General features: G+C 47.4%; 27 protein-coding genes. 19 read left to right on the top strand and 8 right to left on the bottom strand.

Annotation, left to right across the window (positions count from 1 at the left end; translation table 11 throughout):
* Positions 1–47: 47 nt before the first annotated feature.
* The 4 genes from ACRRQV_RS09060 to ACRRQV_RS09045 all read left to right on the top strand — a co-directional run bounded on the left by ACRRQV_RS09060 (position 48) and on the right by ACRRQV_RS09045 (position 2,941).
* Complete coding sequence (locus ACRRQV_RS09060; protein WP_432529934.1) at positions 48–860, top strand: transporter substrate-binding domain-containing protein; 813 nt, start codon at positions 48–50, stop codon at positions 858–860.
* Between the two features lie 30 nt (positions 861–890).
* Positions 891–1,559 carry an amino acid ABC transporter permease gene (locus ACRRQV_RS09055; protein WP_432529932.1) on the top strand — a complete coding sequence of 223 codons (669 nt, stop codon included), beginning with the start codon at positions 891–893 and terminating at the stop codon, positions 1,557–1,559.
* An 11-nt stretch (positions 1,560–1,570) separates the two neighbouring features.
* Positions 1,571–2,293 (top strand): amino acid ABC transporter ATP-binding protein, encoded by a 723-nt coding sequence (locus ACRRQV_RS09050; RefSeq protein ID WP_432529930.1) that lies wholly within the window; start codon positions 1,571–1,573, stop codon positions 2,291–2,293.
* 219 nt (positions 2,294–2,512) lie between these two features.
* Positions 2,513–2,941 (top strand): CBS domain-containing protein, encoded by a 429-nt coding sequence (locus ACRRQV_RS09045; RefSeq protein ID WP_432529927.1) that lies wholly within the window; start codon positions 2,513–2,515, stop codon positions 2,939–2,941.
* A gap of 42 nt (positions 2,942–2,983) precedes the next feature.
* Here the strand turns inward: ACRRQV_RS09045 and ACRRQV_RS09040 are convergent, their stop codons facing one another.
* Positions 2,984–3,400, bottom strand: a complete 417-nt coding sequence (locus ACRRQV_RS09040) for a hypothetical protein (RefSeq protein WP_432529925.1) — start codon at positions 3,398–3,400, stop codon at positions 2,984–2,986.
* Between the two features lie 191 nt (positions 3,401–3,591).
* Between ACRRQV_RS09040 and ACRRQV_RS09035 the strand changes: the two genes are divergently transcribed.
* Positions 3,592–3,891 (top strand): AraC family ligand binding domain-containing protein, encoded by a 300-nt coding sequence (locus ACRRQV_RS09035; RefSeq protein WP_432529923.1) that lies wholly within the window; start codon positions 3,592–3,594, stop codon positions 3,889–3,891.
* 44 nt (positions 3,892–3,935) lie between these two features.
* Here ACRRQV_RS09035 and ACRRQV_RS09030 read toward each other — a convergent pair whose 3' ends face one another.
* Together ACRRQV_RS09030 and rluF are read right to left on the bottom strand one after the other, a co-directional pair.
* Positions 3,936–4,652, bottom strand: a complete 717-nt coding sequence (locus ACRRQV_RS09030; RefSeq protein ID WP_432529921.1) for a DUF6904 family protein — start codon at positions 4,650–4,652, stop codon at positions 3,936–3,938.
* 12 nt (positions 4,653–4,664) lie between these two features.
* Positions 4,665–5,372, bottom strand: coding sequence for a 23S rRNA pseudouridine(2604) synthase RluF (gene rluF, locus ACRRQV_RS09025; protein ID WP_432529919.1), 708 nt, complete (start codon positions 5,370–5,372; stop codon positions 4,665–4,667).
* Between the two features lie 225 nt (positions 5,373–5,597).
* Here rluF and adh point away from each other — a divergent pair, with 225 nt between their 5' ends.
* The 4 genes from adh (at position 5,598) to ACRRQV_RS09005 (ending at position 8,834) form a co-directional block, all read left to right on the top strand.
* Positions 5,598–7,118, top strand: a complete 1,521-nt coding sequence (gene adh, locus ACRRQV_RS09020; RefSeq protein WP_432530775.1) for an aldehyde dehydrogenase — start codon at positions 5,598–5,600, stop codon at positions 7,116–7,118.
* 21 nt (positions 7,119–7,139) lie between these two features.
* Complete coding sequence (locus ACRRQV_RS09015) at positions 7,140–7,502, top strand: DUF779 domain-containing protein (RefSeq protein WP_432529917.1); 363 nt, start codon at positions 7,140–7,142, stop codon at positions 7,500–7,502.
* A gap of 545 nt (positions 7,503–8,047) precedes the next feature.
* Positions 8,048–8,233 carry a hypothetical protein gene (locus tag ACRRQV_RS09010; RefSeq protein WP_432530773.1) on the top strand — a complete coding sequence of 62 codons (186 nt, stop codon included), beginning with the start codon at positions 8,048–8,050 and terminating at the stop codon, positions 8,231–8,233.
* The gene (locus ACRRQV_RS09005; protein WP_432529915.1) at positions 8,226–8,834 is read left to right on the top strand and encodes a Fic/DOC family protein; all 609 of its coding nucleotides are present in this window, start codon (positions 8,226–8,228) and stop codon (positions 8,832–8,834) included. The genes ACRRQV_RS09010 and ACRRQV_RS09005 overlap by 8 nt, the downstream gene beginning before the upstream one ends.
* A gap of 15 nt (positions 8,835–8,849) precedes the next feature.
* On the opposite strand, the gene ACRRQV_RS09000 is transcribed toward ACRRQV_RS09005, so the two are convergent.
* Positions 8,850–9,656, bottom strand: a complete 807-nt coding sequence (locus tag ACRRQV_RS09000) for an aminoglycoside N(3)-acetyltransferase (RefSeq protein WP_432529913.1) — start codon at positions 9,654–9,656, stop codon at positions 8,850–8,852.
* 88 nt (positions 9,657–9,744) lie between these two features.
* On the opposite strand from ACRRQV_RS09000, the gene ACRRQV_RS08995 reads away from it, so the two are divergent.
* Positions 9,745–10,224, top strand: coding sequence for an acyl-CoA thioesterase (locus tag ACRRQV_RS08995; protein ID WP_432529910.1), 480 nt, complete (start codon positions 9,745–9,747; stop codon positions 10,222–10,224).
* 73 nt (positions 10,225–10,297) lie between these two features.
* Complete coding sequence (locus ACRRQV_RS08990; RefSeq protein WP_432529908.1) at positions 10,298–10,453, top strand: hypothetical protein; 156 nt, start codon at positions 10,298–10,300, stop codon at positions 10,451–10,453.
* A gap of 558 nt (positions 10,454–11,011) precedes the next feature.
* Here the strand turns inward: ACRRQV_RS08990 and ACRRQV_RS08985 are convergent.
* Genes ACRRQV_RS08985 through ACRRQV_RS08975 form a run of 3 tightly spaced genes read right to left on the bottom strand, consistent with a single transcriptional unit; the run spans position 11,012 to position 13,524 of the window.
* A complete protein-coding gene (locus tag ACRRQV_RS08985; RefSeq protein ID WP_432529906.1) occupies positions 11,012–12,034 on the bottom strand; it encodes an SEC-C metal-binding domain-containing protein in 1,023 nt (340 codons plus the stop codon).
* A gap of 51 nt (positions 12,035–12,085) precedes the next feature.
* The gene (locus ACRRQV_RS08980; RefSeq protein WP_432529904.1) at positions 12,086–12,610 is read right to left on the bottom strand and encodes a GNAT family N-acetyltransferase; all 525 of its coding nucleotides are present in this window, start codon (positions 12,608–12,610) and stop codon (positions 12,086–12,088) included.
* A gap of 11 nt (positions 12,611–12,621) precedes the next feature.
* Positions 12,622–13,524: an acetamidase/formamidase family protein gene (locus ACRRQV_RS08975; protein ID WP_432530771.1), complete on the bottom strand. Its 903-nt coding sequence runs from the start codon at positions 13,522–13,524 to the stop codon at positions 12,622–12,624.
* Between the two features lie 140 nt (positions 13,525–13,664).
* Here ACRRQV_RS08975 and lepB point away from each other — a divergent pair, with 140 nt between their 5' ends.
* From lepB to hutH, 7 genes are all read left to right on the top strand, one after another.
* On the top strand, positions 13,665–14,198 hold the full coding sequence (lepB, locus tag ACRRQV_RS08970) for a signal peptidase I (protein ID WP_432529902.1): 534 nt from the start codon (positions 13,665–13,667) through the stop codon (positions 14,196–14,198).
* A gap of 25 nt (positions 14,199–14,223) precedes the next feature.
* A complete protein-coding gene (locus ACRRQV_RS08965; protein WP_432529900.1) occupies positions 14,224–15,648 on the top strand; it encodes a helix-turn-helix transcriptional regulator in 1,425 nt (474 codons plus the stop codon).
* Between the two features lie 373 nt (positions 15,649–16,021).
* Complete coding sequence (gene hutU, locus ACRRQV_RS08960) at positions 16,022–17,704, top strand: urocanate hydratase (RefSeq protein WP_432529898.1); 1,683 nt, start codon at positions 16,022–16,024, stop codon at positions 17,702–17,704.
* On the top strand, positions 17,697–18,944 hold the full coding sequence (hutI, locus tag ACRRQV_RS08955) for an imidazolonepropionase (RefSeq protein ID WP_432529896.1): 1,248 nt from the start codon (positions 17,697–17,699) through the stop codon (positions 18,942–18,944). The genes hutU and hutI overlap by 8 nt, the downstream gene beginning before the upstream one ends.
* Positions 18,941–19,876 (top strand): agmatinase family protein, encoded by a 936-nt coding sequence (locus tag ACRRQV_RS08950; protein WP_432529894.1) that lies wholly within the window; start codon positions 18,941–18,943, stop codon positions 19,874–19,876. Before hutI ends, ACRRQV_RS08950 begins: the two co-directional genes overlap by 4 nt.
* A gap of 19 nt (positions 19,877–19,895) precedes the next feature.
* On the top strand, positions 19,896–21,227 hold the full coding sequence (locus ACRRQV_RS08945) for a YjiH family protein (protein WP_432529892.1): 1,332 nt from the start codon (positions 19,896–19,898) through the stop codon (positions 21,225–21,227).
* 140 nt (positions 21,228–21,367) lie between these two features.
* Positions 21,368–22,882, top strand: coding sequence for a histidine ammonia-lyase (hutH, locus tag ACRRQV_RS08940; RefSeq protein WP_432529890.1), 1,515 nt, complete (start codon positions 21,368–21,370; stop codon positions 22,880–22,882).
* A 43-nt stretch (positions 22,883–22,925) separates the two neighbouring features.
* Here the strand turns inward: hutH and ACRRQV_RS08935 are convergent, their stop codons facing one another.
* Positions 22,926–24,089 (bottom strand): pyridoxal phosphate-dependent aminotransferase, encoded by a 1,164-nt coding sequence (locus ACRRQV_RS08935; RefSeq protein WP_432529888.1) that lies wholly within the window; start codon positions 24,087–24,089, stop codon positions 22,926–22,928.
* Positions 24,090–24,176: 87 nt separating this feature from the next.
* On the opposite strand from ACRRQV_RS08935, the gene ACRRQV_RS08930 reads away from it, so the two are divergent.
* A complete protein-coding gene (locus ACRRQV_RS08930; RefSeq protein ID WP_432529886.1) occupies positions 24,177–24,971 on the top strand; it encodes a carbon-nitrogen family hydrolase in 795 nt (264 codons plus the stop codon).
* Positions 24,972–24,989: the final 18 nt, after the last annotated feature.

Genomic DNA, 24,989 nt, shown 5'->3' with positions numbered 1-24,989 from the left:
AAATGTGTTTTTGTTTCGGTAAATTATAGAAAAAAGGGGAGAAAATAATGAAAAAGAAATTATCGTTTTTAAGTATCATTTTATCTGCTGGTTTGATCACGTCAGCTTGTGGGGGCTCTGAGGAGACTTCTGAGGGCGGCGAATTGAAATTGATGGAAGAAGGAAAGTTCACCACGGCTTCTAGTGGGCTATACAAACCTTTCAGTTTTGAGGAAGGCGGCAACTTGACAGGATTTGATATTGAAATCGGAAATGCGCTTTCAGAAGAAATGGGCTTGGAACCGAATCCGGTTACAACTCCTTTTGAAACGATTATCCAAGGCTTAACGACAAACCGTTATGACGCTATTCTTGGTTCTTTGGCTATTACAAAAGAGCGTGCGGAACAAGTAAGCTTTTCGGATCCTTATTATTATTCAGGCGGTGCAATTTTCGTCCATGAAGGCAATGAAGAAATTAAATCAGAAGCCGATCTAGAAGGCAAAAAGATTGGCGTAGTAGGACAAAGTACGTATGACACAGCCGCGCAAGAATATACAGAAGACATTCAGTATTACAACAGCGATGTTGTTGCTTTGCAAGACTTAGCAATCGAGGGCCGCTTAGATGCAGTTATCACTTCAGACGTTGTCGGTTTTGAAGCGCAAAACACAGGGCTTGCAGTAAAAATGATCGGCGAGCCGCTGTGGATTGAAAAAGCTGCTGTGGCTGTGCGCAAAGATGATAAAGCATTGCTTGAAGAAGTAAATAAAGCTTTAGCTGCCATCGTAGAAAATGGCACTTATGAAGAAATATCCAATAAATGGTTTGGCCGCAACCTCCTCGATACAGATATCGAAGGCATTAAAGTATTAGAATAAGCAAGTGAAATAAGGAGGAGTGAAGAGCCAATGCCAGAGATATTTGTAACGGTGTATGAAGTGTTTATGCGAACTTATCCAGGATTCCTAGAAGCTACGCTCGTCACTTTGGAGCTGACAGCTGTAGGGGTTATTCTCGGAACCGTTATCGGACTGATTTTTGCTTTAATGAAAATTTCAGGATCGAAAATTTTGCGGGCAATCGCAAATATATATATTACAATTATTCGCGGAACGCCATTGATTGTGCAAATTATGTTTTTGTATTTCGGAATTGTTGAAATTTACACGATGGATAACTTCTGGGCCGGTGCGATTGCGCTCGGCGTCCATAACGGTGCCTATATTGCAGAAATTTTCCGCGGCGCTATCCAAGGTGTAGACCCAGGCCAGCGTGAAGCGAGTATGTCGCTTGGCATGAACCGGCAGCAGACCATGAGCCGCATCGTGTTCCCGCAGGCGTTGCGCCGTTCGATTCCACCGCTTGGCAACCAGTTTATTATTACGTTAAAAGATTCATCGCTCGTTTATATTATCGGGGTATCCGAAATCTTCTCGCTTGGAAACCGGGAAGCTGCGCAGTCTTATCAGCCATTTGAATCATTCTTGGTCGTTGCGCTTTACTACTTGGTGCTCGTCATGATATTTACATTCCTGTTGCGTTTGTATGAAAACAAACTCGATGTCGACAGAGCCTGAGGAGGATGACTATGATTACAGCAGAAAATATCCATAAATCCTTTGGAGATCTAGAAGTGCTAAAAGGCGTGGATTTGCATGTGAATCCACAAGAAGTAGTCGTTTTGGTGGGAGTCAGCGGTTCAGGCAAAAGCACGCTGCTTCGCTGCTTCAACTTTTTAGAAATGATCAACGAAGGAAAAATAACCATCGACGGACATACGATTGATCCGAAAAAAGACAATTTAACGAAAATCCGCGCTGAAGTTGGCATGGTATTCCAGCATTTCAATCTGTTTCCGCATAAAACTGTTTTGGAAAATGTCATGGAAGCGCCAATTACGGTTAAGAAAATGAAAAAAGACAATGCCCGAAAACTGGGATTGGAGCTGCTTGAAAAAGTAGGGCTTCGCGATAAAGCGGACGTCTACCCAAGCAAGCTTTCCGGAGGCCAAAAGCAGCGTGTGGCCATCGCCCGTTCGTTGGCTATGCAGCCGAAAGTAATGCTATTTGATGAACCGACTTCAGCTCTTGACCCTGAACTCGTAGGGGAAGTGCTGCAAGTTATGAAGCAGCTGGCGGAAGAAGGCATGACAATGGTTGTGGTAACCCATGAAATGAAATTCGCAAAAGAAGTGGCTGACCGCGTTGTTATGATTGATAAAGGCACCATTATTGAATCCGCCGATCCAAAAACATTTTTTGAAAATCCGAAAAATGAACGGACGCGCCAGTTTATTCAACTGGTTGAATAATAAACGATTAGGTTACGAGAAGATGCTTCGGTGCTTTGCACCGGAGCCATTTTTCTTTTCCAAAGATGTTTTTTTCGTTTGAAAACGGATAAAGATAGATAGAGAAAAGGAAAGGGGGCATGGCGGCCGGGAGTGGAATAATAGATGACGTGAAAATCATGCAGCGGGTACTTGGCGCTCTGAAAAGACAGGAATGACTATTTTAGGGAGGCTGCAATTATGAAAATCACTGAAATTATGACGACCGATGTGGACACTTGCTCATCAGAAGCGACAATTCAGGAAGTTGCAACAAGAATGCGGGATTTGGATGTAGGATCGATTCCAATTACGAATAAGAATGAACTGGTAGGCATTGTGACGGACCGTGATATTGTCACGCGCGGCATTGCTGAACAACTATCGTTAGATCGACCAATTTCTGAAATCTTGTCTTCTGAAACTGTGACTGGCACCACCGATATGTCAACGGAAGATGCAGCAAACTTAATGTCCCAACATCAAATCCGGCGCCTGCCCATTGTGGAAGGCAATAAAATTGTTGGCATTGTGTCTTTAGGGGATATTGCAGTGAAAGACAAAACATACGATAACGCAGAAATTGCTTTAGATGACGTTTCAGAACCTGCAGAACCTGACAGACACTGAATTCCCAGCATTAAAAAAGGCGGCCTCTATGAGACCGTCTTTTTATTGCGCTTCAATGATCGATACCGACACGAGCGGCATGCTGTCTTCGGTTACGCCTTCATAAATGCCATGGACTGTAACAGAATCATCCACAGCTACTGAAGTTTCAGCCATATTGCGGATATATACTTTGTGTTCGCCATCGGTCAAGATGAACGCAGGAAATGCATTGTCGTCTGTCAGCTCCGCAACTTTGCCTGCCAGTATAACGGGTTCGCCATCGGAAATATCGCCATTCGCCAACGCCGTGAAAGTAGCCGGCTCTGCTTCGTCAACTTCTTCAGGTGCAGTAGGATCAAATTCGCCTTCGGGGGCAGATACTTCCGTTTGGCTTTCCTGGCTGGTTTCCGGATTTTCTTCGCCTCCGCACGCGGCTAAAAAAAGCGGCAGTGAAACCAATATGAACAGTTTTTTCATCGATTATCACTCCTGAATTTCGTCTGAGTTTTCTTGACTTATAAAGACTTGCTAGAAAAAATCTTGAGACCTTCTTGTATAGAATATACCCGCCTTGCCTTTGGTATTAAACGAACTAGCAAAGGGGCTTATGTTTTGATTGCAGCTGGCAGGGGATAGGATACAAACGAAGATGAAGGAGTGGTGATGAAATGGACTTGAAGAAAACGCCTTTTATGTTGAATGAAAAGAAAAAACATATCCAAAAAGCGGCTTCCTTTCAGAAAACCACGATTTTGAACATTCAAATGCAGCAAGGAGAAATGATAGCGGAACATGCTGTTGATGCGGATGTGGTCATTATTGTTAGGAGCGGCGAAGTTTCTTTTACGGTAGAAGGAGAAGCGGTACAAGTAAGGCCGGAAAATCTGCTGCATATGGAGCCGCTTGAAAAACACAGTTTAAAAGCGGAAAGCGCCTGTGATTTAATTGTGATGCAAATTCAACGTTAAACAAAAAAGGCTTACGCCAAAAGAGCGTAAGTCTTTTTTGTTCTTTACCATTCAATTTTTTCCGGATAGTCCGCTTGCAGCCGAATTTCGTGAAGGGCCATTTTTGATGGATTTGCGGCAGCCAGCACTTGCTGGCGGAATGTTTGGTAGTCTGCATCTTGCACGGCGATTTTTCCGGCAAAAGCTGGGAGCATTTTCTCCCGCTCCGATTTCGATAATCCCAAGTATTTTAAATTCAAAAAGTCGATATACTGCACCGCGTATTCTTCGCCAAGAACGGCTTGAGTGTATGCTTGAACAACTGTTTGGTAAACTTGCTCTTCGACTTGCCCGTGAAGGCAGTCGAGAATCAAAGCTTGAAAACGGGAAATAACAGGAAGATAAATATCCCATTCCGCATTTTTGGCGTCTTTGCGGTACAAGCGGACAAAGTCTTTCAACGCAATCGCTGTAAACAAGATTTCCGGCCAAAGAATTTCTACTGAGAAATAGATGTTTTTATCCGGCGCGATAAAACGGTGCTGCTTTTTGGCGTGTTCATGAAGTCCGTTAAATACCTGTTCGATGTTGCGATCGCCTTGAGCCGCATGCCGGATTTCATAAGAAACGCCGAGAATCCGCATTCTTGGGCCGGCGAAATCGTAATATTTCTCTTCGTCTCCGACGACATGGTAAATTGCCTGATTTAGTTCATCCAGATCAAAATAATCGCCGCTGATCTTGACGCCGGTATGAAGTGGGGTGTTGGTAATGGTCAGCACATGCTTGCCTCCTTAACGTTTTGGTGAATAGTTTAATTGCTTAAATAATTCTAGCCGTTCTTGGTCGGTCAAATCCCGCCATTCTCCAACTGGCAAGTCGCCAAGTTGGATATTCATGATGCGGATCCTCTTCAAACTGCGGACTTCATAGCCAAGCGCTGTACACATGCGCCGGATTTGTCGGTTCAACCCTTGTTTGATCGTAAGGCGGAAAGTATACTTCGACAATTTTTCGGCTTTTGCCGGCAAAGTTTTTGTATCGAGAATTTCTACGCCTTCCTCCATTTTTTGAATAAAGGAATCGGTGATTGGCATGTCGACTTTCACGACATATTCTTTTTCGTGTTCGTTTTCTGCCCGCAGAATTTCATTGACAATATCTCCATCATTGGTCAGTAAAATTAAGCCTTCCGAGTCTTTATCCAGTCGGCCAACATGAAAAATCCGCAAAGAATGATTGACAAAATCAACAATATTGCCTTTAATGTGGCGCTCGGTAGTGCTGGTGATGCCTACGGGTTTATTAAGCGCGATATATACGTATTGTTGCTTTGGCTGTTCGATGAGTTTACCGTCCACTTTCACTTCATCGCCGGGCGCCACTTTGCTTCCGAGTTCAGCTAAAGCGCCATTGATGGTGACCCGCTTGTCTTCGATGAATTTATCAGCTCCGCGGCGTGATGTTATTCCGGTTTCACTTAAAAATTTATTGATTCGCATAAGAAATTCCCTTCGCTTTTATATTTCATGAATGTTTTCTTATTATACCCTTTAACCGCAATGAACAAAACGGAAGGGTTACGTTATTAAATTTCAAAAAACAGTTGCAATTTTCTAATAAATTTGACAATATGGAAGAGAAGCCGTCTATTGTATGCGTGAAAACAGATGAATGTAAGCGCATACTTTTCGGCAATATGATTTAAGGGAGGAAACAGAATGGTAATGGTTTATGCTACACCGAACACTGAAGGGGCGAAGAGTTCATTCAAGAGCCGGTATGAGAACTTTATAAATGGAGAATGGAAAGCGCCGATTAAAGGCCAGTATTTTGACAATGTTTCTCCAGTCAACGGCAAAAAGTTCACTGAAATTGCCCGCTCAACAGCGGAAGATGTGGAAGCGGCTTTGGATGCTGCGCATGCAGCAAAAGTGGCGTGGGGTAAAACGTCTACGACAGAGCGCTCAAACATTTTGCTGAAAATCGCAGACCGCATGGAGCAGAACCTTGAAATGTTGGCTGTCGCTGAAACGTGGGACAACGGTAAAGCTGTCCGTGAAACATTGAATGCGGATTTGCCTTTAGCGATTGACCATTTCCGCTATTTTGCTGGAGTCATCCGTGCACAAGAAGGATCGATCAGCCAAATTGACGAAGATACGGTTGCTTATCATTTCCATGAACCACTCGGCGTAGTCGCACAAATCATTCCGTGGAATTTCCCTTTATTAATGGCAACGTGGAAATTGGCGCCGGCACTTGCAGCAGGAAACTGCGTCGTCTTGAAACCGGCTGAGCAGACACCTGCCAGCATTCTTGTATGGGCAGAGTTGGTTGGCGATTTATTGCCTCCAGGCGTTTTAAATATCGTTAACGGTTTCGGTTTAGAAGCCGGGAAACCACTAGCTTCAAGCCCGCGCATCAGCAAAGTCGCATTCACCGGTGAAACAACAACCGGACGAATGATTATGCAATATGCTTCGCAAAACTTAATTCCGGTTACATTGGAATTGGGCGGGAAATCGCCGAACATCTTCTTTAAAGACATTATGGACCAAGACGATGCGTTCTTGGATAAAGCCATTGAAGGCTTTGTCATGTTTGCATTAAATCAAGGGGAAGTATGTACGTGCCCATCCCGTGTATTGATTCAGGAAGACATTTACGAAGAGTTTATGGCACGGGCGCTGAAACGGGTAGAAGCGATTAAAATCGGAAATCCGCTTGATCCGGAAACAATGATGGGAGCGCAAGCTTCCCAAGAGCAAATGGAAAAAATCATGTCTTACTTGGACATCGGCAAGCAAGAAGGCGCAGAAGTGCTGATTGGCGGCGACCGCAATATGCTGGAAGGCGATTTAGCGGAAGGCTATTACATCAAACCGACTGTATTTAAAGGCAATAACAAAATGCGCATTTTCCAAGAAGAAATTTTTGGGCCGGTTGTTTCAGTAACGACGTTCAAAACAAAAGAAGAAGCGCTTGAACTTGCAAACGATACGCTGTACGGCTTAGGAGCGGGCATTTGGACACGCGATACGAATACTGCTTTCCGTTTCGGCCGCGGCATTCAAGCGGGCCGTGTGTGGACGAACTGCTATCACCAATATCCTGCCCATGCAGCATTTGGCGGATACAAAATGTCTGGTGTTGGACGTGAAAACCACAAAATGATGCTTGATCATTACCAGCAAACGAAAAATATGCTTGTGAGCTACAGCGAAAACAAACAAGGATTCTTTTGATTTAGAAAGAAGGGAAAGGCTATGGTCGAACGCGTAACGGCAACGGATGCGGCACTTGAACTGATTGAACTGCTGAAAGAAAAGCACGGTCCTGTCATGTTCCATCAGTCGGGCGGCTGTTGTGACGGAAGTTCGCCAATGTGCTATCCAGAAGGGGATTTGTTTATTGGCGACCAGGACGTTCTGCTCGGTGAAATCGGTGGCAGCAAATTCTATATGCACAGAAACCAATTCGACTACTGGAGCCATACGCAGTTGATCATTGACGTGGTAGCCGGAAGAGGCGGAATGTTCTCTCTGGAAGGCGTCGAAGGCAAGCGGTTTCTGACGAGATCGCGCGCGTTCACTGCGGAAGAAACAAAAGAGTTGCAAGAACAATTGTAAAAAACGGGTGCTCAGGCATTTGGTTTTCCAGACAGTCGAGAAAGTTTGGTTAGTCTTCTCATTGCGCTTCAGGCGGCCGTGGCATAAGCCTCCTCAGCTGCTTCGCGTCTTGCGGGGTCTTAGGCTCTCATCGCTCTGTCGCTTTGCTCCTTCACTGCTCCCGCAGTAGTCGCCGCCTTTCGCTTAATTCGAAGAGATGGCACTTGAAGAGTAGCGGGAAAAAGAAAATTAAAAGGGCGAGTACAAGTGTGGAAATCACTTGTACTCGCCCTTTTCACATGAAATAATAACTGACTGCATTCACTAAAGCTATGAAGCAAACCAGCGAGCCGGCGGCAAGCGCAGCTGGTTTGCGGAATAGCATTTATAAAAGGATGCTTAATTTTATTGCTAGGATATCTCAACAAGCTGAAAAAACCGTATGCTCTGGCATCCGGTTTTTCTTATGGCCGAAATGGCAAAAAAGAGCCTGGAAATGGCGTCCTGAATGGATTTTCAGACTGAAAAATGCTATAATAGAAGAATGAAAGGTGGTCATATACGTGATGAAGTTAGTAAACCGAGTATCCCGGGAACAAGCAAATCATGCGATTTCGTATGCGTCACATTCTTTGATTACGGAAGGCTTTAACGTGACTAATGAGGATCAAGATTTTGTGTTGTCGGTATTGACTGGTGAAAAGACGGAGTCTCAATTCCATCAAGCAATCAAAATGAAATTCAATGTCTAAGTATCGTGCGACCTCTATGTATTGTTATCCGGGCACGGAAGTGTTGATCAATGTATTTGATTTGAAAGATGAAGAAAAGCTAAAAGAAGTGGAAAAAGTCTACACGCTTTTCCGCCTGTCGGAGATGCGAATGAAAAAACCGGTAGACCCACTCGATAAAGATGCTTTTCTGGCGATCCATCAGTGTATTTTAAAGGACGTTTACCCGTTTGCCGGGGAGCTGCGAAAAGAAATGATTTCCAAAGGTTCTTCTTCTTTTGCCCACCCTGACCATATCGAGGCCCATTTAATTAAAATCTTTGATGAATTGGCAGAAGAAAATTATTTGAAGGACTCGGCCAAAGACCGGCTGATTCCACGCCTTGCCTATTTTTTAGCGGAGCTGAATGCACTGCATCCGTTTCGGGAAGGGAATGGGCGCACATTGCGGGAATTTGCGCGGCAGCTCCTAGTAAATGCAGGATATGAGCTTCATTGGGAGAACGTCCCCGAACCTGCTGAAATCATTAATGCGTTTGTGGATTCTTTTAATTTGAATAACGATCGGTTGGAAAAATTGCTGAACGAAATTATTTCAACCCCAAGCCGGCGCTCAAACTAAAGCGAGCCGGTTTTTTTATATGGAAGCAGGGTTCTTTTTTAGCCATTCAATGCCAAATTCAACTAATGGGCGCATAGCGGACAGTTGGCTTTCGGCTTGTCCAAGTTTTCCGGTAGAGATAGGGCCTTTATACTCTTTCACGAGTTCCGGGAATCGGTCGGAATCCGTGTCTACGCAGTCAAATGTTCGCCAAGTACGTTCTCCGTTGATGGAAACCGCGGCGCCTTGAGGCGAATAGGTCTTGTTTTCCTGCATAAATTCGGCATAGTGGAGCGCGGTGCACGAATCAAAGCCCACACCGATCAGCAAAATTTGTACATCTGCTTTCATCATTTTGCCAAGAGGCGAGCGTTCGCCAAAAGAATCTTCAAGCGGATGTTCGCTCATCCATTCCTCAGCATTTTCCCCCCAGGCCATAAACGAATGGGCCGGATGCGGGCTGCGAATGGTTAACGGGTGGCGGTGGAAGCATTCTGCGATTTTCCCCATGCCCCGGAGCGGCGTTAAGTGCGGATCATATGCCGGTGAGGCATCACGGAATGGCTGATGCCAGTTTTCAGGAATGGGCGGCGCCATCCAGTACACGGGGTCTGAATTGTCCGCAGACTGGGCAGGCATGACAATCGTGCCTGCAGGGGTTACCGTATCCATTAAAGCTTCCACAACTGCTTGCGGGCCGCCAGCAATCCAACCCATAGATTTAAGCGAAGAATGGACGATCAACGAGTCGCCTGTTTTTATTCCAAGCTGCTCGAGCTGTTGTTTTAATGAGTCTTTTGATTGAAACTCAGGTGTGTTTAAAATATGAAACAATTCTGTCATAGAGAACCCTCCTCGATTTTACTATATCATAGAGGAAGATTTGCCGGTTTGCTAAAACCGCCTAACCTAAAGAAAAGGAGTGATGGATATGGAAGCCATCCCAATGAAAGAATCACGAACCATCCAATCAAAATTAGTATTGCCGCCAGACACCAATCATATGAATTCAATTTTCGGGGGCAAAGTGCTGTCGTATATTGACGAAATTGCTGGAATTACGGCAATGAAACACGCGCGCCGCCAGGTCGTTGTTACGGCATCGATCGACTCGGTCGACTTTTTGTCATCTGCACGGGTAGGCGACGTCCTTGAACTTGAAGCAAACGTTACTTCGACCGGACGGACTTCAATGGAAGTGTACGTGCGGGTAAAATCAAAAAACCTTCAGACCGGAGAAGAAAAACTGACGACGGAATCGTTTTTGACCATGGTAGCAATGGGAGACGACGGCAAACCGACGCCGGTTCCACCGGTATTGCCGGAATCAGAAGGCGAGAAGCTGTTTTTCGAATCCGCACCGGCCCGCCGGGAACACCGAAAAACAAGAGCAAAAACACCGAGGGTTTAAAGAAAAGCGGAAGCGCCCATGTAGCCCCGACAAGCGCTGGAGGTCTTGAAAGCAATGGCGCTTTTTGCCATTGATGACAAGACCGAAGCGACTCGAGGGGCTGGGCGCTGGAGTCTGGACAGAAGGAAAAGCGGAAGCGATCGAGCTAGGCTCGACGAGCATAAGACAAACCGGCGAAGTGGCGTTCTTTGCCGCACAGCCGGGGTGGCTTATGACCCCGAGAGCCTGATCGCTGGAGTCTGGACAACAAAGAAAAGCGGAAGCGCCTGTTCAGCTCTGACAGGCGTAAGACAGACCAGCGGAGTGGCGCTTTTTGCCACGCAGCTGGGTTGGCTTACGTCCCAAAGAGCTAGGCGCTGGAGTCTGGACAATAAAGAAAAGCGGAAGCGCCTGTTCAGCTCTGACAGGCGTAAGACAGACCAGTGGAGTGGCGCTTTTTGCCACGCAGCTGGGTTGGCTTACGTCCCGAAGAGCTAGGCGCTGGAGTCTGGACAAAGAGAAAAGCGGAAGCTTCACTTTGGAGTTATTCACAAAAAAGGTTCCGAACAAAATTCGGAACCTTTTTGAATAAAAGCACGTTTTGTGGATAAGTATGCAGTAACCGGCTTATCCACATGTTTATAAGCCGGTTTTTTCGGAATAGTCCACACAATTGCTGGACAACTTTTTGAGAATGTTGATAAATAAGAGATTTCCACATAGTTTATTCAAAATACAGGATAAGTGTAAAAGAAAAAGAGGCTGTCGCTAGAAGTCAGGGAACCTGACTTTTGGACCGCCTCTTTTTTTAGTTGTTTTTAACTAGCAATTCTTCAAAATAAGCATTGAATTCTTTTGAGCGTTTTAAGATAGTGCTTGTTGCGACGCCAAATTTTTCGCTTAAGTCTTTAGAAGAAAGCATTGGGCCTTTGATCAATTCGTGATCCTGCAAAAATCTCCAGTAGCCGGCAACAAGTGCTTCCGGTTTTTGGACAGATGGCTGTTGGCTCACAAGATAGCTGTTCATAATGCTTGTTACGTTTTCGACTGTTTCTTCGTCAAAGTTTGCTTCTTCGATATGTTTTGTCAGTTCCACCATGACGTTGTTGTGGTCTGGAGAAAGCTGAATGCTTTTTTCAACTGTGCCTGTCGAATACTTGACGATGTGTTCAACAACCGCCAAATAATTGTCTGATAGGTAGCGATCGCTGTTTGTTTCACCAGCCGCTGCCATATCGGCTTTCAACTGGTCAAAGAATGGCGTGAATTCGCCGACAATCGTCAAATAGCCGTTCAAGAACAAAATGCCGTTTTCGCCAACGCGGGAATCAGGCAGCAAAATGGCCAATAAACCTTGGCCGTTTTCCATATCAAGCGGCGGCTGATCGGTCATAGTATACATTTCCCCTGTAAAGGCATCTTTAAATTCCGCTTTTTCTTCGTTGCCTTCGATCAACTGGCCAAGAAAGACGCGTACATCTTTCCAGTTGCTTAGAACTTCTTTTGTTACAGGACGCTGGGCAGATTCTGTTTGCTTCGCTAAAAAGTCTTGCCAAAGCTCCGGTTTTTTCATGAACAAGAAGTTTTCAACAACAAATGCTTGCGCATCGTTTTCAGCCATCGTTTGCATCAACCGTGGCTGCCACTCTTGCTGAAGTTCACGGAAGCTTGCAAGCTGCTCCTGATTCGGATTTTCCGAGAAAAATAACTGGCGTACTTTAAAAAGTTCGTCGTTGACTAAATCATTAATTGAGACAGCTTGAACGCCGCCGTGGCATTTTTTATATTTTTTGCCGCTGCCGCATGGGCAAGGGTCATTTCTTCCAACCATTATTAATCACCTACAATTTTTTCTTGAGTGTAACATAAAATTGAGCTTCGCTCAAAAGACCGAAGATTCGGACGACAATAAGCCGTATAAATACATGTCATAACGCTTGCCGTCGCGCTGCAAAAATTCACGGTAAACCCCTTCTTTTTTGAAGCCTAATTTTTCGTACAAGGCGATTGCAGGTGTATTGTATTCAAAAACGGTCAGTTGGACGCGGTGAAGATTCAGCTCGTTCCAGGCATAGTTTAAGAGTAGTTCCATCGCTTCTCTGCCATAGCCTTTTCCTTGGTAATCGGTTCCGAGGGCAATGGAAATCCAGCCGACCCGGTGCGTCCACTGAATATCTTCGATGGCGCACACCCCTAGAAAGGTATCAATCTTGACGGGCCGTATGGAAAAGCGGAAATCCCGGTCTGAATCTTGATGGAGCCATTCTTCCGCTTGTTTTTTTGAAATTTCGCGAATCGGGCTGGAATTGTAATTGCGGCCAAATCCCATTTCGCTGTTCCAAGTCCGGTAGATGGGAAGATCTTCTTCCCGCATCGCGGTCAAGCAAATTTTTTTGCCAGTAAACACAGAGATTCCTCCTAGGCAAATAATTGGATGTTGAGAGAACTCAAAACATGCTGCGGCACAAAAAAGCGGACGGTTACGAGCGGATCGACAACTTGGCTGATTTGGGTTTCCCCGGCGGCACTCATCAGCATTGTCATTTCGCTGACGCTCAAATCCGTATGCGGCAACAACAGGTCAATCATTTCTTCAACCGCAATCTTCACCGCTTCGTCGAGCGTCATTGCTGAAACGAGCAGCGCCACGCCATCCGCATTTTGAAGAACCGGGTATTTAGAGTGGATGCCTTTGATCACATCAAGCGTGACTGTAGCGCGTCCTGGCACTTCAATGCCTGAAACGCTGACTTCGCCGTCTCCCATGGCGGCATGGAAATCGCCAAGCGCAAACAAAGCACCTTCTGCGAATACCGGGAAATACAGCGTGGCGCCTTTTGTAATGAGCTTCGTATCCATATTGCCGCCGTGTGCGCCAGGCGTGCCGCAAGAAACGGGCTCTCCTTCCGGAGCGACACCGATCACGCCGATCATTGGATTTAATGGAAGCTGCAGCTGGTCATTGAATATGGCTTTGCCGTCTTGGATGGGGATGATTTTTGATTCCATTTTTTCCATGCGGTGTCCCATGACGCCGAGATCCGGACCGGTCACCATGACGCCTTGGTTGCCGATTTCAAGGTTTTCAATGGTTACTTTTAGCAAATCGCCGAAAGCGGCTCCTTCAACAAAAATGGGTCCGGTAGCCGGGTTGATTTCATTCCAATCGATGGCCGCGACTTCCTGGTCGGCAGACTGGATTTGGTTTTTAAAGCAATCGTATGTGTCAATAGCGACAGTATCTCCCGGTTGGACATGGAGCACCGGGGAGTTGGAACGGGAAAAGGCATAAATGACGTCAGTGGTCGATAAAGTTTTCATCATGATCAAGCTCCTTTTTTTACTATTTTAATTATTTTAACAATTGGCACGAGGGATAGTAAAGCTTGAAGTGCAAGGGGAAAGAAGCTGTAGTAACATAGAGAGAAAGAGAAGGCAGAAAGTCGAAGGAGGGGGTCCTCTTGTACGAAGAACCGGCAAAAACACTGGTCGCTTGGATGAAAGTGGTTTTTTTGACGGTGCTCATTGCACTTGCAGCGCGCCAGTTTTTATTTGAACCGGTAGCGGTCCATGGAAAATCCATGATGCCGACGATTGAAGAAAACGATAAAATTGTCATCTCTAAAATTAGCCGCATTGATAATTTCGATTTGATCGTCTTTGTGGCGCCTGACCATAAAAATTTAATCAAGCGTGTAATCGGCATACCGGGAGACCGGATTGAAATGAAAGAAGACCATTTGTATATCAACGGCCAGCTTAAAGAAGAGCCGTATTTAAAACAAAACCGGATCGAAGCGGTTCAAAAAGGCTATTCAAGGCTGACGGAAGACATGGTGGAATTTACGATTCCGAGCGGCTGCTATTACGTGATGGGGGACAACCGGTTAAACAGCATCGATTCACGGATGCTCGGCTTCATACAGGAAGAAGACATTGTCGGAGAAGTGAAGTTCCGCATCGGGCCGGCGGAACATGCTGGAATGATTGAGTAAGCACTAAAGAAAAGGACGTGAAACGATGAACCTTACTGTGCTTTCCCAGAATGCATTGGAAGCGCAAGGGCTGAAATGGGTTATTGAATCCCATATGAAAGGTGTGGCGGTATCTTTTGCGGAAGAGGAAAATACCGACTGCCTGATTGTGGATATGGAGCTATGGACCCTGGAACTCGAAAAACGGCTTATGCAGATGGGGAAGCCCTGGATCGGGTTGTCTTCTGACCGAACTTTTTTGACGGCTTATCGGGCGCTGAAAGGAAAAGCGGAAGATTTATTGTTTCGGCCGTTTGATCCGATGGCATTTGTTAAACAGCTCCAGCAAATTCGGTTTCTATTGCGCAATCAAAAAACAGAAGCGACAGCAAACAAAGGCAGCAAGCTGCAGTACGAACATTTTTTCACCGGAGAGATGTCAGTGAAAAACGTGACTCTTGCCGCTTTTGTAACTGCAGAATCTGAAAATTTTTCGCTGCTTTTCGATGCGTTAAAAGAATATCCATTTCAAAAACCTGTAGATGTATTCGCTTTTTCGGATTTTATTTTAGCGGCGTATTCTTCTGCTGATGAAAGTGCATGTATGGAAGAATTTCGAGTGTTTTATGCCGAGTGGAAAAGGCGGAGGGAAGAGCCGCTGTCCATTTTTGTCAACGGCCACAGAAGAGAATTAATGAAGCAGTATTACCAAGATACGCGTGAAATGAGTTCACTTATTTTTTACGAAGGGTACGATATCGTATCGCTTGAAAACTACGCTTTGGAATGGAAAGCGCTGGATCCTTTTTTAACGCCGATCGAGCAGCGGGTATGGGTGGAAATGCTCGAGAAAAAAGAAACAGCGGCCATTCAGCTTTGGATGGAAAACGAATTTTTAACTTATGAACGGCCATATCCTGACCCTGAGCTGATCCGGGTGCGTTTGACAAGCGTCCTTGCCCAAGTGAGGCGTTATATGAAGTCGGTTCGCCTGACGGATGAAGTATGGGAAGAGTACTACCATGCGGTATTTGAGGTGATTGTGAAAGGACCGGTCGTATACGGAATCGTCCAGGCCACAGCCAATTTTATCGTGCAGCTCGTGTGGGAAGCAAAAGAAAGAAGAGCAAGCAGCGGATCGGATATTGATAGGGCAAGTGATTTAATGGAAGCGAATTATTGGGACCCTTCTTGGAATTTGGCAGCTTGCGCAGATGCTTTGCAGATGAATAAAAGTACCCTCAGCCGGCGATTTCAGCAGGAGGCTGGACGGAAATTCGGTCATAGCTTAACCGAAATCCGGCTCCGGGAAGCAAAAAAGCTGTTGAAGGAAACCGCGCTTTCGTTGGACGAAATCGCCCGCCTCAGTGGATTCTCAAATGCCTCGTATTTTAGTGCGGTCTACAAAAAATGCGAGCGCCATACCCCTTCGGAATTTCGCAAGGGGAAATTTCAACCGCTTCATGTTTAAAACTAGCTGGGCCAGTCCGGTTTCAGTGGGGGGAAGGATTTAAAGCGACGCATTTAATGGCAGTAATCGAAATTCAATATAAAGCAGAAGCCGGACCCTTCTTTTCCCTTCACACACTGGATTTTTAGTGCATGATCTAAAGTGTGCACCATAGCATATAGTATGAATGTATAATATATCTGAAAATTATTTGAGCTTTAAACTGAAACCGCTCTCTAAACGAGAGCGGTTTTTTATAATTCTTTGGAAATATATTAATAAAAAATAAACAAACTAATCAATGGTGGGACAAATTATAAAAAATGAAATATCTTATTTAAAAAAGACAGAATATTTATTATAAACTGAACATATAAATGAAGGGGGAATCAAAATGAAAACGCTTGCAGAAGAAAAAGTAATCCAATATAGAGGAACCACACTGAACACGAAAGGCTGGCAGCAGGAAGCTGCACTGCGCATGCTCATGAACAACTTGGATCCGGATGTCGCGGAACGCCCAGAAGATTTGGTCGTGTACGGAGGAATTGGCAAAGCGGCCCGCAACTGGGAAAGCTTTGATGCCATTGTCCGTTCTCTAAAAGAGCTGGAAAATGATGAAACCCTGATGGTGCAGTCCGGAAAACCGGTAGCGATTTTTAAAACCCACACCAATGCACCGCGCGTGTTGATTGCTAATTCTAATATTGTTCCGGCTTATGCCAATTGGGAAACGTTCCATGAACTCGATAAAAAAGGATTGATGATGTACGGGCAAATGACGGCAGGAAGCTGGATTTATATCGGATCGCAAGGCATTGTCCAAGGTACTTATGAAACGTTCGCAGAACTTGCCAAACAGCATTTTGGCGAATCGCTGAAAGGCACCATTACGCTGACTGCGGGGCTTGGCGGGATGGGCGGTGCGCAGCCGCTTGCCGTGACGATGGCTGGAGGCGTCTGCATCGGCATCGAGGTGGACGAAACGCGCATCGATCGTCGCATTGCCACCCGCTACACCGATATAAAAACCGATTCGCTCGATGAAGCGATTCAGTTAGCTGAAGAAGCAAAAAAACAAGGCAAGGCGTTATCGATCGGCTTGATCGGCAATGCAGCGGATGTGCTGCCGGAAATGCTTGAAAGAGGATTTATTCCGGACGTCTTGACCGATCAGACGTCTGCGCATGATCCGCTCAATGGGTATATCCCGTCGAAGATGTCGCTGGCGGATGCGGAAGCACTCCGTACATCGGATCCTGCAGCATACGTCAAACGCTCGAAAGCGTCGATGGCAAAGCATGTGCAGGCGATGCTCAATATGATGGCAAAAGGCGCTATCACGTTCGACTACGGCAACAACATCCGGCAAGTGGCGAAAGACGAAGGAGTCGAAAATGCTTTTGATTTTCCTGGATTTGTTCCGGCTTATATCCGCCCGCAGTTTTGTGAAGGCAAAGGGCCGTTCCGCTGGGTGGCGTTATCGGGCGATCCGGAAGACATCCAGAAAACGGACGAAGTTATTTTGCGCGAGTTTAGCTCCAACACCCACTTATGCAACTGGATCAAAATGGCGCAGGAAAAAATTCAGTTCCAAGGGCTGCCGGCCCGGATTTGCTGGCTCGGCTACGGGGAGCGCGCACGTTTTGGGAAAATCATTAACGATATGGTCGCAAGCGGCGAATTGAGCGCACCGATCGTCATCGGGCGCGATCATTTGGATTCGGGTTCGGTCGCTTCGCCGAACCGGGAAACGGAATCGATGAAAGACGGCTCGGATGTGGTCGCGGACTGGCCGATTTTAAATGCGCTAGTCAACGCGGTTGGCGGCGCTACGTGGGTGTCGCTTCACCACGGCGGCGGAGTAGGCATGGGCTATTCCATACACTCCGGTATGGTCATAGTTGCAGATGGCTCAAAAGAAGCGGAAGAACGGATTGAACGGGTGCTGACGACGGATCCAGGAATGGGTGTCGCGCGCCATGTGGATGCGGGCTATGAATTGGCGGAACAGACAGCCCGCGAGAAAGGCGTCAACATCCCGATGCAAAAAGGGGTGGCTTCTGACAATGGCTAAACCGGTATGGATTAAACACGCCAATTTGGCGACGTTAAAAGGGCTAGACGGGCCGCGATCAAAAACAGCGATGAGCGAGCTAGGCTTGATTCCTGACGGCAGCGTTTGGTTTGAAGACGGCAAAGTGGCTGCAGTCGGTTCGACTCGAGAATTGGAACAGACGTATGGGGAGCGTTCGAGCGACGCGGAAGTGATTGATGCGAAAGGGCGGTTGGTGACGCCGGGCCTGGTTGATCCGCATACGCATGTGGCTTACGGCGGCAGCCGGGAAGGGGAATTTGAAAAACGGCTTCAAGGTGTTTCTTATATGGACATTATGAACGCGGGCGGCGGCATCCATGCAACGATGCGCATGACGCGAGAAGCGACGGAAGACGAGCTATACGAACAAACGTGGAAGCGCCTTGATGCCTTTTTGGCGCACGGAGTGACAACGGTCGAAGGAAAAAGCGGCTACGGCATGAATGTGGAAACGGAAATGAAACAGCTGCGGACGATGAAGCGGTTAAACGCCGATCATCCGATTGATTTGGTGCCGACATTTATGGGCGCACATGCAGTTCCAAAAGAATACAAGGGCCGGGAAGACGCGTTTGTCGATTACTTGATTGAGGAAATGCTGCCGGAAGCTGCAGAACTAGCCGAATTCAACGATGTTTTTTGCGAGAAGAACGTCTTTACGCCTGAGCAGTCCGAACGGATTTTGGAAGCCGGCAAAAAATACGGCTTGATGCCGAAAATTCATGCGGACGAAATTGTCTCCTACAGCGGGGCAGAGCTTGCAGCGAAAGTCGGCGCCATTTCCGCTGAGCATTTGCTGAAAGCTTCAGACGCGGGCATCAAAGCGATGGCGCAAGCCGGAACAATTGCCTGCTTGCTGCCTGCCACTGCGCTGTATTTGCGCGAGGAAGCGGCAGCGGGCAGAAAAATGATCGATGCGGGCGTCCCGGTAGCCATTTCAACCGACTGCAATCCGGGATCGTCGCCAACCGTTTCCATGCCGCTCGTCATGAACCTGGCCTGCATCTCAATGCGGCTGACGCCGGCGGAAGCGTTGGCAGCGGCTACGTACAATGCCGCTTGTGCCATCAACCGCCAGGACCGTGTTGGCTCTTTAGAAGCCGGGAAGCAAGCGGATGCAGTTCTGTGGAGCGTGGACAGCTACCAGGAACTGCAGTATTTATTCGGCGTCAACCATGTGAAGTCCGTTTGGAAAAATGGCGAGAGGGTGGTTGGATGATGTATTTGAAAAAACCTGACTGGGCTTGGCAAGCGGAAGGCGAGGCGTTCTACGTCCATCAATGGGTGAAGCAGGAAGGGCAGGCGGATGTGGTGTTGTTTGGCGCGCCGCAGTCTCGCACGTCGATTTCAGCATCTGCGGCGTCTGACTATCCGGAAGCGTTCCGGAAAACGTGGAAAAGGTTCACGACATACAATCTGGACGAACGGGTTGATTTAAGGTCGATTTCCGTGCGTGACGCGGGAGATATTGCCATGCATACCACCGATATTGCAGAATCGAATCGGCGCATTGAAGAAACGGTGAAAGAACTGGCGCATGAGTTCACGTGCATGATCGGCGGTGACCATTCGACGACCGCTTGCGCCGTGAGGGGAGTGAAAGCTGCATTTCCAGACGAAACAATTGGCATTTTGCAGCTGGATACTCATCTTGACGTCCGCAATCCTGCTGAGCTTGGACCGGCAAATGGGACGCCAATCCGACAATTGATCGACGGGCAAACCGTGAAAGGCGAAAATGTCGTCAATATCGGCTTGCATGGCTATTTTAATGCGAAACCACTGATCGACTATGCGGATGCTCACGGCATCCGCATGGTGACGATGCGGGAAGCGAGAAGAAACGGCATGACGGAAACCATCCGGCAAGCAGCGGAAACTTTAAAAGGCGTCGATCGGATATATGCGACCATTGATTTGGATGTGTTGGATATTGCGGTCGCACCCGGTATTCCGGCTTCGACGCCAGGGGGCATGAAAGCAGAAGAACTTTTCGAAGCGCTGCTTGAAATCGGAAAAATGCCACAGGTAAAACACATTGATTTTGTTGAACTTGATCCGGCAAAAGACAATCAGGAAGCGGCGACCGTGAAAACAGGAGTGTATGCGTGGCTGCAGTTCATGACAGGCGTGGCCTTGCGGCAAAAATAACAAGAATGGGGTGGGGAAAATGGTGTCAAAACAAATGAAAGAGACAGAATTTGCGCCAAGCAAAAATTCAGCGGGAATGTGGAAGTTTTTTGTTTATAGTTTCATCGGGATTTTCATGTTTTTCATACCGATTACGATTGGCGGGAAAAATTCCATCATGCTGGACCATATGGTCACGGCCATCCGGAATTTTGCGGGAGGAGCGGTTCCTTACTACGCGTTGGCGATTATCGCGGCCGGAGCGGTTTATCCGTTCATTGCGGGAACATGGAAAAAGACGACGGTCGACATCGTCTTTTCGGTTTTCAAGGTGATTGGATTGGTCGTAGGGATTATGATCATGTTCTCGATCGGCCCTGCGTGGCTGTTTGATGCGGATATGGGGCCATTTTTATTCAACTCGCTCGTTATTCCGGTCGGCCTGCTCGTACCGATCGGCGCAGTCTTTTTGGCTTTGCTTGTTGGCTATGGTTTGCTGGAATTTGTCGGGGTGCTTGTGCAGCCGATCATGCGTCCGCTGTTTAAAACGCCTGGCCGCTCTGCCGTTGATGCAGCCGCTTCTTTTGTCGGCAGCTATTCGTTGGGGTTGTTGATCACCAACCGCGTCTACAAAGAAGGAAAATATTCCGCTAAAGAAGCTGCCATTATCGCCACGGGCTTTTCGACCGTATCAGCTACGTTTATGGTCGTCGTGGCGTCAACGCTCGATTTAATGAACATGTGGAATACGTATTTCTGGGTCACATTGGTTGTCACGTTCCTGGTGACCATGGTCAGTGTGCGTATTTGGCCGCTGTCTAAAATAAAAGATGACTACCATCCGGATGCTGTGCCTCAGCCGGAACAGCCGGTTGAAGGAAAGCGCTTGTCAGCAGCTTGGAAAGAAGCAAAAGAAACGGTGAGCGCTGCGCCGAAATTGGTGGACAACATCGTGCAAAACTTAAAAGACGGCTTTTTAATGACCATGGCGATTTTGCCAACGATTCTTTCAATTGGCTTGTTGGGTCTGGTAATTGCTGAATTCACGCCTGTTTTCGATTGGATTGGCTATATTTTCTTTCCTTTCACGTGGCTGCTTCAATTGCCGGAACCGATGCTCGTGGCCAAAGCCAGCGCGCTTGGCATAGCCGAAATGTTTTTGCCTGCTCTTCTAGTGGTGCAATCGGGACTCATTGTGAAATTCGTCATTGCGGTCGTCTCGGTTTCGTCGATCATTTTCTTTTCGGCGCTAGTTCCTTGCATTGTGGCGACAGATATTCCAATCTCAATTCCGAAATTGGTGGTCATCTGGGTGCAACGCGTCATTTTAACGTTAATCTTTGTTACGCCAATTGCGTATTTAATCCTTTAGCACGTTAGCACACTGCCACTGCATCTTGTTAAAATTTTACAATTTTTCATTGATTTTTATTGTCGGAAAATTCATACTAAAGGTAATTGGAGATGCGATGGCGGAAGCTGTCGCATCTTTTTTGAAGGGATGGGGAATTCATGATTTGCTTAAACGGCAACGATTTGACAATGGAGGAAATGCGGCGGATTTTATTTGAATTTGAAGAAGTGGTGCTGGATCCGGCAGCCATGGTACGCGTTCGGAAGAGCCGGGAGGCAGTGGACAGGATTGTCGCGGAAAAAAGGACGGTGTATGGCATCAACACGGGTTTTGGCAAGTTCAGCGATGTTGGCATTTCCGAACATGACGTCAATCCGCTGCAGCTGCATTTGATCCGTTCGCATGCATGCGGAATCGGTGCTCCATTTTCAGAAACTGTGTCGCGCGCCATGGTCGTTTTGCGTCTGAACGCGCTGTTAAAAGGCTTCTCGGGCATTCGGCCGATCGTTGCCGAACGGCTGGCCATGATGGTCAATGAGCGAATTCACCCGGTCATTCCGCAGCAAGGTTCGCTTGGAGCTTCCGGCGATTTGGCGCCGCTTTCCCATTTAGCTCTCGTATTGATCGGAGAAGGAGAAGTGTGGCGAGACGGCGAAGCGGTTTCGGACCATTCGGTTTGGCAAGAACGCCATTTGGATCCGCTGGAACTGGCGGCAAAAGAAGGCCTGGCGCTGATCAACGGCACCCAGGCCATGACGGCGCAAGGGATAGTTTCGTACATTGAAGCCGAAATGCTGGCGCTGCAAAGCGAGTGGATCGCCGCGATGACATTTGAAGCACTCTTCGGCATTGTCGACGCCTTTCATCCAGCTGTCCACGAAGCGCGGGGATACAAAGAACAAATTGCAGTAGCTGAACGCATGCGCTGGTGGCTGGAAAAAAGCGAGTTGACGACTGTACAAGGGGAAGTGCGCGTGCAGGACGCATATTCGCTCCGCTGCATTCCGCAAGTCCATGGAGCGACTTGGCAAGTGCTTGAATACGTGAAAGATAAGCTGGAAATTGAAATGAACGCAGCTACAGACAATCCGCTTGTCTTTGAAGACGGGCGAGTGGTTGTCTCCGGCGGCAACTTCCACGGACAGCCGGTCGCTTTTGCAATGGATTTTATGAAAGTCGGCATGGCGGAACTCGCGAACATTTCAGAGCGCCGCATCGAACGGCTTGTCAATCCAGCGCTCAACGAAGGGCTGCCGCCGTTTTTAAGCCCGGAGCCGGGGTTGCAGTCGGGAGCGATGATTTTGCAGTATGCCGCAGCAAGCCTCGTTTCGGAAAACAAAACCCTTGCCCATCCAGCATCAGTTGATTCGATTCCCTCTTCGGCAAATCAGGAAGACCACGTCAGTATGGGGACGATCGGCTCCAGGCATGCGCGGGACATCATTGAGAATGCACGGCGGGTATTGGCCATCGAGGCGTTTTGCGCGGCGCAGGCGGTCGAGTACCGCGGCATTCAGAAAATGGCGTCACGGACTCGTGAACGCTGGGCGGCCATCCGGAATGTGGCGGCGCCGATCGACGAAGACCGGGTCTTCAATCCAGATATTGAACGGATTGGACGGTTTTTATTGGCAGAAGCTCAGTATGGCATAAAAAAACTGCCGGTTTACTAAAAACAAAAGCCCGTAAGCTGCAACAGCTTACGGGCTTTTTAAGTTAAAATAAATTCAGCTTCTCAATGCGTGCAACGGCTTCAATGATGCGGGATTCATCAACAAGCAAACCGACGCGGATATACCCTTCGCCGTGTTCGCCAAATCCACGGCCCGGGGCAACGGTGATGTCGGCATGGTCGAACAAATAATCGGCGAATTCGATGCTTGTGAACCTTTCAGGAACCGGGAGCCATGCGAAAAACGAACCCTTTGGCGCTTCAACGTTCCAGCCGATGCGGGCGCATTCGCTTACTAAAACGTTTCGGCGTGTTTCGTAAAGGTTTGTCAGTTCCTCCACGCATTGCTGGTCGCCAGTCAATGCTTCGGCTGCTGCCAATTGCACCGCTGGAAACAAGCTGACAAACAAATGGTCCTGAATCAAATTGAGTGCTTCGATCATTTTTGAATTCCCAACGGCAAACCCGACGCGCCAGCCTGCCATATTGTATGTTTTCGACAAGGTATACATTTCGATGCCGATGTCTTTTGCGCCTTCTGACTGCAGGAAGCTGACCGGTTTTTGGCCGTCAAACCCAACTGCCCCGTACGCAAAATCATGAACAACGGCAATGTTTTTGGCTTTTGCAAAGGCTACTGTTTCATCAAAAAATTCTTTGGACGCCACCGCGCCTGTCGGGTTGTTCGGATAATTCAAATACAGCAGTTTTGCGCGTTCTTTCACCTGTTCCGGCAACGAATCAAAGTCCGGCAAAAAACCGCGTTCTGCGGTGAGCGGCATCAAATCGATGGCGATATCCGCAAGCGGCGCCCCCGACCAATAATCGGGGTAGCCCGGGTCCGGCAAAAGAAGCGAATCGCCCGGATTCAAGACAGCAAGCGGCAATTCCACCAAGCCGATTTTGGTGCCCGCTAAAATGGCGACTTCCAAATCCGGATCGATGTCGACACCAAATTCGCGCTTGTAAAACTGCACAGCCGCATGGCGCAATTCGCTTATTCCCCGAAAAGGAGAATATTTATGGGTTTTTGGATCAGCAGCAGCCTCCTGCAGCGCTTTTACAATGTGCGTTGGAGTTGGCTGGTCCGGATTGCCTTGCCCTAAATTAATGATGTCGCGGCCATCTGCTACGGCTTTATTTGTTTTAGCGACTAATGAAGCAAAAAACTGAGTCGGCAATTGCTGTAAACGGTTTGAAAATTCCATTGGGCAGTCCCTCGTTTTCTAAATTATTGCGCATCTATCCCAAATCTTATACAGTTTAGTATAACTTGTCTACTGGAGGCGGAAAAAGTGAAAATTGCATGTGTACAAATGGATATTGCGTTTGGCAACCCAGAAGCGAATTTCCAGCAGGTTTTGTCCTATTTAGAAGAAGCGGCCGCAAACGGCGCAGATGTGATTGTGCTTCCGGAGATGTGGAACACTGGCTACGCGCTGACAGAACTTGAAAACTTAGCAGACTCGAACTTGCGGACAGTGGCTTTTTTACAGGATTTCGCAAAAACTCATGGAGTCCATATTGTCGGGGGCTCGGTTTCGACGAAAAAAAATGACGGCTTCTACAACACGATGTATGTAGTGAATAAAACCGGCGAACTCATCTCCGAATACGACAAAGCCCATCGTTTCGGCTTGATGGATGAACACATTCATTTGAATGAAGGGCAGTCGCTCGGCATTTTTGAATTGGACGGTACACTGTGCGGAGGCGTTATTTGCTATGATATCCGCTTCCCGGAATGGATTCGTTCTCAAGTCTTGAACGGAGCAAAAGTGATATTTGTTCCTGCTGAATGGCCGGAAGCGCGCATCGACCATTGGCGGATTTTGCTGCAGGCAAGGGCGATTGAAAACCAATGCTTCGTCGTTGCGGTAAACCGGGTAGGGAGCGATCCGAAAAATGAATTTGGTGGAAGCTCGATGATCATTGCGCCATGGGGCGAAATTCGATTGGATATGAAAAAAGAAACTGGAATCGGCTATTGCGACATCGAGTTGAACGAAGTGGAAGAAGTGCGCAAGCGAATTCCGGTATTTGCAGACCGCCGCGAAGCGCTGTACAAAAAAGCTGAAAAAGTCAAATAATCTACCAATCTGTAAGCC

The organism is Planococcus sp. YIM B11945 (assembly GCF_050864155.1).
Lineage (GTDB): Bacteria > Bacillota > Bacilli > Bacillales_A > Planococcaceae > Planococcus.
The sequence above is the reverse complement of the archived record's forward strand: the minus strand, read 5'-3'. Positions and strand labels throughout refer to the sequence as shown.

Coding starts and splice junctions, on each gene's coding strand:
- ACRRQV_RS09015 (WP_432529917.1), top strand. CDS start 7,140: ATGGTCGAACGCGTAACGGCAACGGATGCGGCACTTGAACTGATTGAA.
- ACRRQV_RS08950 (WP_432529894.1), top strand. CDS start 18,941: ATGATGTATTTGAAAAAACCTGACTGGGCTTGGCAAGCGGAAGGCGAG.
- rluF (WP_432529919.1), bottom strand. CDS start 5,372: ATGCGAATCAATAAATTTTTAAGTGAAACCGGAATAACATCACGCCGC.
- ACRRQV_RS08975 (WP_432530771.1), bottom strand. CDS start 13,524: ATGAAAACTTTATCGACCACTGACGTCATTTATGCCTTTTCCCGTTCC.
- ACRRQV_RS09040 (WP_432529925.1), bottom strand. CDS start 3,400: ATGAAAAAACTGTTCATATTGGTTTCACTGCCGCTTTTTTTAGCCGCG.
- ACRRQV_RS08935 (WP_432529888.1), bottom strand. CDS start 24,089: ATGGAATTTTCAAACCGTTTACAGCAATTGCCGACTCAGTTTTTTGCT.
- ACRRQV_RS08965 (WP_432529900.1), top strand. CDS start 14,224: ATGAACCTTACTGTGCTTTCCCAGAATGCATTGGAAGCGCAAGGGCTG.
- ACRRQV_RS09055 (WP_432529932.1), top strand. CDS start 891: ATGCCAGAGATATTTGTAACGGTGTATGAAGTGTTTATGCGAACTTAT.
- ACRRQV_RS08985 (WP_432529906.1), bottom strand. CDS start 12,034: ATGGTTGGAAGAAATGACCCTTGCCCATGCGGCAGCGGCAAAAAATAT.
- ACRRQV_RS09010 (WP_432530773.1), top strand. CDS start 8,048: ATGAAGTTAGTAAACCGAGTATCCCGGGAACAAGCAAATCATGCGATT.
- hutU (WP_432529898.1), top strand. CDS start 16,022: ATGAAAACGCTTGCAGAAGAAAAAGTAATCCAATATAGAGGAACCACA.
- ACRRQV_RS08990 (WP_432529908.1), top strand. CDS start 10,298: ATGACAAGACCGAAGCGACTCGAGGGGCTGGGCGCTGGAGTCTGGACA.
- ACRRQV_RS08995 (WP_432529910.1), top strand. CDS start 9,745: ATGGAAGCCATCCCAATGAAAGAATCACGAACCATCCAATCAAAATTA.
- ACRRQV_RS09050 (WP_432529930.1), top strand. CDS start 1,571: ATGATTACAGCAGAAAATATCCATAAATCCTTTGGAGATCTAGAAGTG.
- ACRRQV_RS09000 (WP_432529913.1), bottom strand. CDS start 9,656: ATGACAGAATTGTTTCATATTTTAAACACACCTGAGTTTCAATCAAAA.
- ACRRQV_RS09045 (WP_432529927.1), top strand. CDS start 2,513: ATGAAAATCACTGAAATTATGACGACCGATGTGGACACTTGCTCATCA.
- ACRRQV_RS09005 (WP_432529915.1), top strand. CDS start 8,226: ATGTCTAAGTATCGTGCGACCTCTATGTATTGTTATCCGGGCACGGAA.
- ACRRQV_RS08945 (WP_432529892.1), top strand. CDS start 19,896: ATGGTGTCAAAACAAATGAAAGAGACAGAATTTGCGCCAAGCAAAAAT.
- ACRRQV_RS09035 (WP_432529923.1), top strand. CDS start 3,592: ATGGACTTGAAGAAAACGCCTTTTATGTTGAATGAAAAGAAAAAACAT.
- ACRRQV_RS09060 (WP_432529934.1), top strand. CDS start 48: ATGAAAAAGAAATTATCGTTTTTAAGTATCATTTTATCTGCTGGTTTG.
- adh (WP_432530775.1), top strand. CDS start 5,598: ATGGTTTATGCTACACCGAACACTGAAGGGGCGAAGAGTTCATTCAAG.
- hutI (WP_432529896.1), top strand. CDS start 17,697: ATGGCTAAACCGGTATGGATTAAACACGCCAATTTGGCGACGTTAAAA.
- hutH (WP_432529890.1), top strand. CDS start 21,368: ATGATTTGCTTAAACGGCAACGATTTGACAATGGAGGAAATGCGGCGG.